Consider the following 7,879-nt stretch of genomic DNA (forward strand, 5'->3'; position numbering starts at 1 on the left):
GTTTATAGAAGGCTGGTATAACCGAAAGAGAATTCACAGCAGTATTGGCTATCAAACACCTCAAGCCATTGAGGATCAAATTAGAAGAACAGCCTAAGACTTAACTTTTTTGTGTCCAAATTATTGACTCAAATCCACTCTTGCACTACCCCAATTCGATAAACAAGCCATAACATTTGAGATACCATTATCTAGCTCATTATAGAGCCTGAAAGGTACTACTTTTTTATTTAATTGAGGAATGAACTTATTACCTCCGCCAAATAAATCTAGAAAGCCATTAATCTCATAGTTTCTGACGGCATAATTAATAATAGGAAGTAATACTTTCAATAGGCGGGTTTTACCGCCTATTGTTTTGAGTACTTTTATATATTTAACGTCAAACATTTTACATACCTCCCTTAGTTAATACTGATTCATCAATTTTAAAGATATAACAGTGTGGTGCATAACCTGTTCGCAAGGTAATTTTCTTTCTATTTTCCGATGAGCCTGGGAAAAATACTCCTTTCTTTGCTAAATCCCCTAATATTGCATTAAATTTTTTAGTGTTGGTAACTTCTAAAAGATCACGTAATTTTGATGCCTCAAATGCAATAGCATATTCACCATATTTAGCTACTTCTTTAGGTTGGTCTAATCGAACTCCGTCATGCTCATCTCTATAACCACCTAAGTCCTTAGATGGGAATACAGATTCATTTTCTAATGCATGTTCAACAATAGCTCGATAAACTTTTTCAGCTTCATCAATATTTGTAAGTTCTGTTGTTCCCAAAATATGTTGCTTATACCCCTCATCATTAGAAATAGTTTGCTCAGTCACTTTTAAACAATCTAAATACTGTATAAAGGCCTGAAGTTCATCTGGGTGGAATCTCCCTCTGTTTACCAATTCCTTTGTCAACTCTCTTTGTTTTTTCTTATCAAACAAGTCAGAGAAAACGCAGTAAATAGTATCTGTGTTCCCCCATTTGCTTGTAAACTTTGCAATGTAAACCTTACCTGTGAAATCAGGATGTTCTTCAAGCAGAAGAGCTACTTTCCAGTCAGTCTCTACAACTTCTTTGATACTTGCTGGGAACTGAATATCCTTAGGTGGCAATGCTCCATTCTTTACTTTTACTTGTTGCTTTTCCGATTGATTTTTGCCCATTACGACCATTCCTCTCTTGTAGAATTTTTTCGTTTCTACTTAGAGAGAAAAAATCTCTTGAAAATTTACCCCAAATATACTTAACTTACAGTCTGAAAAAGTAAATATGTTGCAAAACCTGCTGTATATCGTAATTTATTTTCAAAGTCCCCATAAAAATGGCGATGTTCATAAAAACAAAGTTATTTCATGAACTTTTTGATTTGATGACTGCTACCTTTCAATGAAAGCGGGTGACTGGGTGTCTGGGTATTCCGTTATTGTGAGGAATGTTAAGGAAGGGAACAAATGATGCTCAAACTGGATGAGAAAATTTGAAAATTGGATGAGTTACTTGGGCTTGTGTGGTGTGGGGTAAAATTTTTATGCACTCTGGTTTTCGTGTGATTTTTTACAATCTTTCTCTAGTTATAATATTTCTAATCACCAACTAAATCTTCATTTATTTTTTCTCTGAAAACACTTTTTTCAGTTGTCTTAAAAACAAGTAGGATGGTGCTCGGTAGCTCGGCAGAAAAGAGAGAAGTAAGTTGAGATGGAGAAGAAGAACATAAGAAAGAATACAAATTCTAAGTTGCTTGGATTTGTGTGATGTGAGTGAAATGTTATTTTATATTCAGTTTTTTGCTGATTTTTATTTAGACTCTCTCTATCTAATGTGTTTTAGCTGAGCCAGTGCCTCATGATTGATTTTATTCTCACAAACATTCTTTTAAAAAATGACAATTGATGTTTTGAATATTCAAGTCAAATATACCTCCTGATTAACCAGTAAAAACATTGATTTTTTGTTTGCACAACCATCAAAGGTGTGGATATTAAAATAAACATCCACTTTTTTAATAAAGATTATCGAGTTATAAAAATATCCCCCACAATAATTAATTTGTGGGGTGTCAACGCCGATCTAAAATTCCCTAATTTCGCCGGAATAAAAATCCCCTTTTTTGCCGGTTACTTGGGTTTAGAGACGGGAAAAACTCCCGCCTTTTTCTTTTCCCTCAAACGATAAGATTCCCCTTTAATATTAAAGGTAACGGCATGATGCAATAGGCGGTCCAGTATGGCCGTAGCCAGTACGTCATCCCCAAATACTTTTCCCCACTCAATATAAGACTTATTGGAAGTCAGAATAATAGCTCCCTTTTCATACCTTCGGGATACTACTTGGAAAAACACATTTGCTGCTAATTCATCAAATGGAAAGTATCCAACTTCGTCAATAATAAGCAGATCCGGACGACTCCATTTGCTGACAAGACGGGAAAGAGTGCCTTTGACTTCGGCTTTTTGACATTCTGCTGCCACATCATCGGCCGTCAGAAATAATGCTGTGGCTCCCTGAGTGATCGCTTCCAAGGCGAAGGATACGGCCAAGTGAGTTTTTCCAACACCTGGCGGTCCCAGAAGAATTCTATTTTCTCCATTGGCAATATACCGGCAGGTAAGCGTTTCTTTCACTCGCTGCTCACTAATACTGGGCTGAAAGGAAAAGTCAAAATCGTGTATGGTCTTCGTGTAAGGAAGCTTTGCCCGTTTCACCCTTTTGGCCAACTGGCCGGATTGTCGGCTTTCCCATTCTAAAGAAACAAGCGTGTGAAAGAACTCCAAATATGATACATTATGTTTAGATGCATCCTCTGTTAAACCATCCAGCTGATGGGCAGTCAGATGCCATCCCAGCTGATGCAGGCGTTCTTCAAGAGGGTATTTCATACAGGATCACCTTCTTCTAATGCCGCATAGGCAGCCAGAGGACGTATCTCGACTTCTGGGGCAGGCGGAGAATCGTGGGTCGCCAAACCGTTGTGATTCTTCTTTTCCTGTCCTTTTTCTTTATTTTGAAGCCCTTCATAATGTTCCTTCTTCGCAATCATCTGCGCTTTTTCAGTTAAAATCGGATGCTTCGCCATACATTCCTGTTCATCATAAATTTCTATCTCCCGATCCAGCGTGATTTTTATTTTTACTTTTTGCCCTGCGTACCGGAAGGGAACGGAATACTTTTTTCCTTGATAAGAAACGAAACAGTCACGGCTGACTTCCCTCATTTCCCAATGACTCGTTGGAAAAAGAGGCTTGATTCCCCACGGCTGTAAAAACGACTGTTCCTTCTGGAACCTTTGAACCGGCGGTTCATTTGTGGTCTCATTTTTCTTTTTATTAGCTGTCTGATCCAGCCACCTTCGAATATCTTCGTTTAACGCATAAAGGGTAGGTTCATGCTTTCTTTGAAAGAAATTATTCTTTAAATAATGAACCGTTCTTTCCACTTTTCCTTTGGTCTGGGGGCGATTGGGCTTGCATGCTTTAGGAACAATGCCATAGTAGGCCAGAAAGTCTTCAAATGTCCGGTTGAAACGGATCTCTATGGGGCTATGTTTGATGACCACCGTTTTCATATTGTCATAAAGAATATGGTGGGGCAGACCGTTAAAATAAGAAAAAGCATTCATATGGCATTTCATTAAGGTTTCCAGTTTCATATCTGTCGTAAATTCAATATACTTCATCCGCGAGTACCCCAGAATCATAATGAAGGCGTAGACCTTTTGAATCCTGCCGTTCACTTCATACATTCCGACCTCTGCCCAGTCCATCTGTGCCTGTTTCCCCGGAGGGGTTTCAAACCGGAGAGTGGCCTGCTTTTTGGGCTGAACGCGATAAGGTTTTACGAAATCCCTTAGAATAGTGGACTTTCCTTCATACCCCATTGCTTGAATCTCCTCCAGCAGTACCACACAATTAGTTGTCCCTTCCTGAATCCTTTGAAGAATATAAGGCTTAAAGGGATCCAGTTTGCTTAGCTTTGGCTGCCGGCTTTTTACTTCTGGCACCTTGTCACTGTTGATATACTTACGTATTGTTTTCGGGTCAAAGCCAGTTAGCTCGGCAATCGCCGTTTTCGTCCAGCCCTTTTGAAACAACTCTCTAATCATAAAAAATTCCCCTGTCTTCAGCACCGTCTCATCCACTCCTAAACTAGTAAGCTATGAGACGATTATCTGTTAATAATGGGGAATTTTAAACCGTTGTTATTAGGGATTTTAGCACCGATTCTGACATGGGGGACATTTTGTTCAAAATCAACAGTTTCTTCAAGAGATTATTTATACCATATAGGCAGTAATAAAAAGCTGTCAATATATTTATAAGGTGTTGGTAATTATGCTATTTTCTAATTCTTATTTATCTCTAAGTTTATTATCTGAATTAAAGATCTCTAAATCAGATATTTACACAAAAATGCTTAAATGTAATTCGGAGAGAAGTTAAATGCAAACTTTAAATTTAATTGCAACTGTTACCATTCCCGATGAATTTGTAATTATTACGAAAGTTGAATTAGAGGATTTAGAAAAGCAGACATTGTTAGGGAAATATTGGAGTATGAAGGATTTAGAAAAACAGATTAACAAAAAGCATGAATGGATTAAAGAAAATATCCTTTACCCAAATAGATTTCGAAAAATCCTTGATATCGAAAACGGTGGCTTTGTTTATTATCCAAAATCAAAAGGACAAACTTGGTCATTTCATGCACTAAAAATGGCTGAATTTCTAGACAAGCATTTCACTACTATTTTTTCAGAAAATCAATAACAGTCAAGTAAGCATAGCTATACATTTTCTTTCATTTCCTTTATCATACGAGTGAACCGTTATTTCACTCGTCTAACCGTAAATTCAGAAAACAGGTGATAAAATGGCGAGTTATCAAAAAAGAGGAAACTCTTGGCAATACGTTATTAGTAATGTAGTAAATGGTAAAGCAAAACCTATTAGAAAATCAGGTTTTCGAACTAAAAAAGAAGCTCAAATTGCTGCTGCCGAAGTTGAGGCTCAATTATCCAAAGGTGTAGTGCCCTCATTAAAAAAGATGCCATTTGATGAATACTTCGAGAATTGGATAAAAATTTACAAGGAACCAAAAGTTAGTCTTGTAACACTTGAACATTATAAGTATTCATTAAAAGCTGTTAAAGAGTATTTCCAAAATAAAGAAATCAAAGATATCAAGAGACAGCATTATCAAATCTTCTTAAACTGGCTCGGCAAAGAAAAAGCAAAAGAAACAGTTGCAAAAATCAATGGGCATATTAAAGCATGTGTAAAAGATGCCATTGAAGAGCAATTAATACAAATCGACTTCACTAGAAAAACAGAGCTCACTTGGACAGTACAAGCAAAAAAATCAACAGAAAAACATTTAAATTATGAAGAAAGTGAACGATTATTACAGAGCTTATGGGACAAACTTGATAAAGGATTAGGCTATTCACTACTGCTGCTAGCAATTACTTCAGGTATGCGTTACGAAGAACTTATTGGGCTCACAAGAACAGACTTTGACTTTGTTAATAATACAATAACTATAAATAAAACATGGGGTTACAAAAAGAACTCTCCAAAAGGATTTGGTCCAACTAAAAACGAGCAATCCATTCGGACTATTAAAATGGATAAAAAAACAATGAGTCATTTTAGAGAGTTGTTTAAATCAACACCTACAAATATTAAGCAATTGGTGTTTTACAGTCCATCTTCAATGTACAAAGTCATTAGCAATACAAATGCAAATAAGTTACTTAAAAAATTATTAGCTGAGCTAAAAATTCATTCAATTACCGTTCATGGATTAAGACATACGCATGGAAGTGTATTACTCTATAAAAAAGCATCCATTCAATATGTAAGTGAGCGTTTAGGTCATGGGGATATCGAAACAACATTAAAAGTGTATACGCATGTTCTAAAAGAACTGCGGATTGAAGATGAACAATTAAGTACAAATACTTTTGAGCAGATGATTGTGTGAATCCATGTGTAAAAAATGTGTAAAACAAATTAAAATCTTATCGTTTTCTAACGAATACTCTGAAATAAAAAAAAGCTCATAAACCCCTTTACATCAAGGTTTATGAGCTATCTGAAATTTCTTATCGAAACTTAAATCTTCTTAAAAATACCGGTGGTCGGGGTCGAACCGACACTCCTCACGGAACACGATTTTGAGTCGTGCGCGTCTGCCAATTCCGCCACACCGGCATATATGGAGGCGGCAACCGGATTTGAACCGGTGATAAAGGTTTTGCAGACCTCTGCCTTACCACTTGGCTATGCCGCCAAAATAATTGGAGCGGAAGACGGGATTCGAACCCGCGACCCCCACCTTGGCAAGGTGGTGTTCTACCACTGAACTACTTCCGCATACTGGGCTAGCTGGATTCGAACCAGCGCATGACGGAGTCAAAGTCCGTTGCCTTACCGCTTGGCTATAGCCCATCAATAGAGAAATTATGGGGCGATCGAGGGGAATCGAACCCCCGAGTGTCGGAGCCACAATCCGATGCGTTAACCACTTCGCCACGACCGCCACAACATTATTTAAATTTGGCAGGGGCAGTAGGAATCGAACCCACACTGGAGGTTTTGGAGACCTCTGTTCTACCGTTAAACTATGCCCCTATAAAACTGGTGGAGGGGGACGGATTCGAACCGCCGAACCCAGAGGGAGCGGATTTACAGTCCGCCGCGTTTAGCCACTTCGCTACCCCTCCACGAATATATTGATTTAAGAATGGTGCCGGCAAGAGGACTTGAACCCCCAACCTACTGATTACAAGTCAGTTGCTCTACCAGTTGAGCTACACCGGCACAGTGGTGGCTCAGGACGGAATCGAACCGCCGACACATGGATTTTCAGTCCATTGCTCTACCGACTGAGCTACTGAGCCAACATTTGTTGTATGTATAATGGCGGTCCGGACGGGACTCGAACCCGCGACCTCCTGCGTGACAGGCAGGCATTCTAACCAACTGAACTACCGGACCAAAATTGCGGGGGCAGGATTTGAACCTGCGACCTTCGGGTTATGAGCCCGACGAGCTACCGGGCTGCTCCACCCCGCGTCGATATGAAAGTATTTCTTATGGTGGAGGATGACGGGATCGAACCGCCGACCCCCTGCTTGTAAGGCAGGTGCTCTCCCAGCTGAGCTAATCCTCCGTATAATGGTGACCCCTACGGGATTCGAACCCGTGTTACCGCCGTGAAAGGGCGGTGTCTTAACCGCTTGACCAAGGGGCCGTCGTATGTAAATGATCGGTGCTGTTGAAAATGGCGGAGAGCAAGGGATTCGAACCCTTGAGACAGCGGTAACCGTCTACACGATTTCCAATCGTGCTCCTTCGGCCAGCTCGGACAGCTCTCCATTTATGGCTCCGCAGGCAAGATTCGAACTTGCGACCGATCGGTTAACAGCCGATTGCTCTACCACTGAGCTACTGCGGAATGATTAATTTCCAGCTCAAACGCCGGCAATAAATTTATTGAGAATCTTTTTTAGCCTGGCAACGTCCTACTCTCACAAGGGGAAGCCCCTCACTACCATTGGCGCTGAAGAGCTTAACTTCCGTGTTCGGGATGGGAACGGGTGTGACCTCTTCGCTATCGCCACCAGACTATTCAAGACATTTACTATTATAACAAAAAATTCTTGTTTGGCAAGCTTTTTTTGTTCTTTCAAAACTGGATAATATGTGTCAGTAACCGGCAATACCGTGCCATTAGATAAAACAGAATCTGCTTAAGCGCTTGGCGCTTGTGCATTTCAAATTAGGATAAGTCCTCGATCGATTAGTATTCGTCAGCTCCACGTGTCGCCACGCTTCCACCTCGAACCTATCTACCTGATCATCTTTCAGGGATCTTACTAG

General features: G+C 39.7%; 6 protein-coding genes, 15 tRNA genes and 2 rRNA genes. 2 read left to right on the forward strand and 21 right to left on the reverse strand.

The window, feature by feature from the left end:
* Positions 1-120 precede the first annotated feature (120 nt).
* The 4 genes from B1A98_RS19390 to istA form a co-directional block, all read right to left on the reverse strand.
* A complete protein-coding gene (locus tag B1A98_RS19390; protein ID WP_063384433.1) occupies positions 121-390 on the reverse strand; it encodes a hypothetical protein in 270 nt (89 codons plus the stop codon).
* Position 391: 1 nt separating this feature from the next.
* Positions 392-1,159: a hypothetical protein gene (locus B1A98_RS19395; protein WP_063384434.1), complete on the reverse strand. Its 768-nt coding sequence runs from the start codon at positions 1,157-1,159 to the stop codon at positions 392-394.
* 954 nt (positions 1,160-2,113) lie between these two features.
* Positions 2,114-2,875, reverse strand: a complete 762-nt coding sequence (gene istB, locus B1A98_RS19400) for an IS21-like element helper ATPase IstB (protein ID WP_063384435.1) — start codon at positions 2,873-2,875, stop codon at positions 2,114-2,116.
* Positions 2,872-4,122, reverse strand: a complete 1,251-nt coding sequence (gene istA / locus B1A98_RS19405; RefSeq protein WP_082821691.1) for an IS21 family transposase — start codon at positions 4,120-4,122, stop codon at positions 2,872-2,874. The genes istB and istA overlap by 4 nt, the downstream gene beginning before the upstream one ends.
* 313 nt (positions 4,123-4,435) lie before the next feature.
* Between istA and B1A98_RS19410 the strand changes: the two genes are divergently transcribed.
* Entirely contained in the window at positions 4,436-4,762 is a 327-nt protein-coding gene (locus tag B1A98_RS19410; protein ID WP_063384436.1) for a DUF771 domain-containing protein, read from the forward strand.
* Positions 4,763-4,865: 103 nt separating this feature from the next.
* Positions 4,866-5,978, forward strand: coding sequence for a site-specific integrase (locus B1A98_RS19415; RefSeq protein ID WP_063384437.1), 1,113 nt, complete (start codon positions 4,866-4,868; stop codon positions 5,976-5,978).
* Positions 5,979-6,126: 148 nt separating this feature from the next.
* On the opposite strand, the gene B1A98_RS19420 is transcribed toward B1A98_RS19415, so the two are convergent.
* The 17 genes from B1A98_RS19420 to B1A98_RS19500 all read right to left on the reverse strand — a co-directional run.
* Positions 6,127-6,208, reverse strand: a tRNA-Leu gene (locus tag B1A98_RS19420).
* A gap of 5 nt (positions 6,209-6,213) precedes the next feature.
* Positions 6,214-6,287: transfer RNA gene (locus tag B1A98_RS19425), tRNA-Cys, on the reverse strand.
* 8 nt (positions 6,288-6,295) lie between these two features.
* A tRNA-Gly gene (locus B1A98_RS19430) sits at positions 6,296-6,370 on the reverse strand.
* 3 nt (positions 6,371-6,373) lie between these two features.
* Positions 6,374-6,445: transfer RNA gene (locus B1A98_RS19435), tRNA-Gln, on the reverse strand.
* Positions 6,446-6,460: 15 nt separating this feature from the next.
* Positions 6,461-6,536, reverse strand: a tRNA-His gene (locus B1A98_RS19440).
* An 18-nt stretch (positions 6,537-6,554) separates the two neighbouring features.
* Positions 6,555-6,628, reverse strand: a tRNA-Trp gene (locus B1A98_RS19445).
* A 7-nt stretch (positions 6,629-6,635) separates the two neighbouring features.
* Positions 6,636-6,720: transfer RNA gene (locus B1A98_RS19450), tRNA-Tyr, on the reverse strand.
* A 21-nt stretch (positions 6,721-6,741) separates the two neighbouring features.
* Positions 6,742-6,817, reverse strand: a tRNA-Thr gene (locus B1A98_RS19455).
* 4 nt (positions 6,818-6,821) lie between these two features.
* Positions 6,822-6,897: transfer RNA gene (locus B1A98_RS19460), tRNA-Phe, on the reverse strand.
* Positions 6,898-6,917: 20 nt separating this feature from the next.
* Positions 6,918-6,994, reverse strand: a tRNA-Asp gene (locus B1A98_RS19465).
* Between the two features lie 4 nt (positions 6,995-6,998).
* Positions 6,999-7,072 (reverse strand) — tRNA-Met (locus B1A98_RS19470).
* A gap of 21 nt (positions 7,073-7,093) precedes the next feature.
* Positions 7,094-7,169 (reverse strand) — tRNA-Val (locus B1A98_RS19475).
* 6 nt (positions 7,170-7,175) lie between these two features.
* Positions 7,176-7,250 (reverse strand) — tRNA-Glu (locus B1A98_RS19480).
* Between the two features lie 31 nt (positions 7,251-7,281).
* Positions 7,282-7,374 (reverse strand) — tRNA-Ser (locus tag B1A98_RS19485).
* Between the two features lie 5 nt (positions 7,375-7,379).
* Positions 7,380-7,454 (reverse strand) — tRNA-Asn (locus tag B1A98_RS19490).
* 54 nt (positions 7,455-7,508) lie between these two features.
* A 5S ribosomal RNA gene (gene rrf, locus B1A98_RS19495) occupies positions 7,509-7,624 on the reverse strand.
* 155 nt (positions 7,625-7,779) lie between these two features.
* Positions 7,780-7,879 (reverse strand): 23S ribosomal RNA (locus B1A98_RS19500); the annotation flags it as partial.

The organism is Pseudobacillus badius, from assembly GCF_002189605.1.
Classification (GTDB): domain Bacteria; phylum Bacillota; class Bacilli; order Bacillales; family Domibacillaceae; genus Pseudobacillus; species Pseudobacillus badius.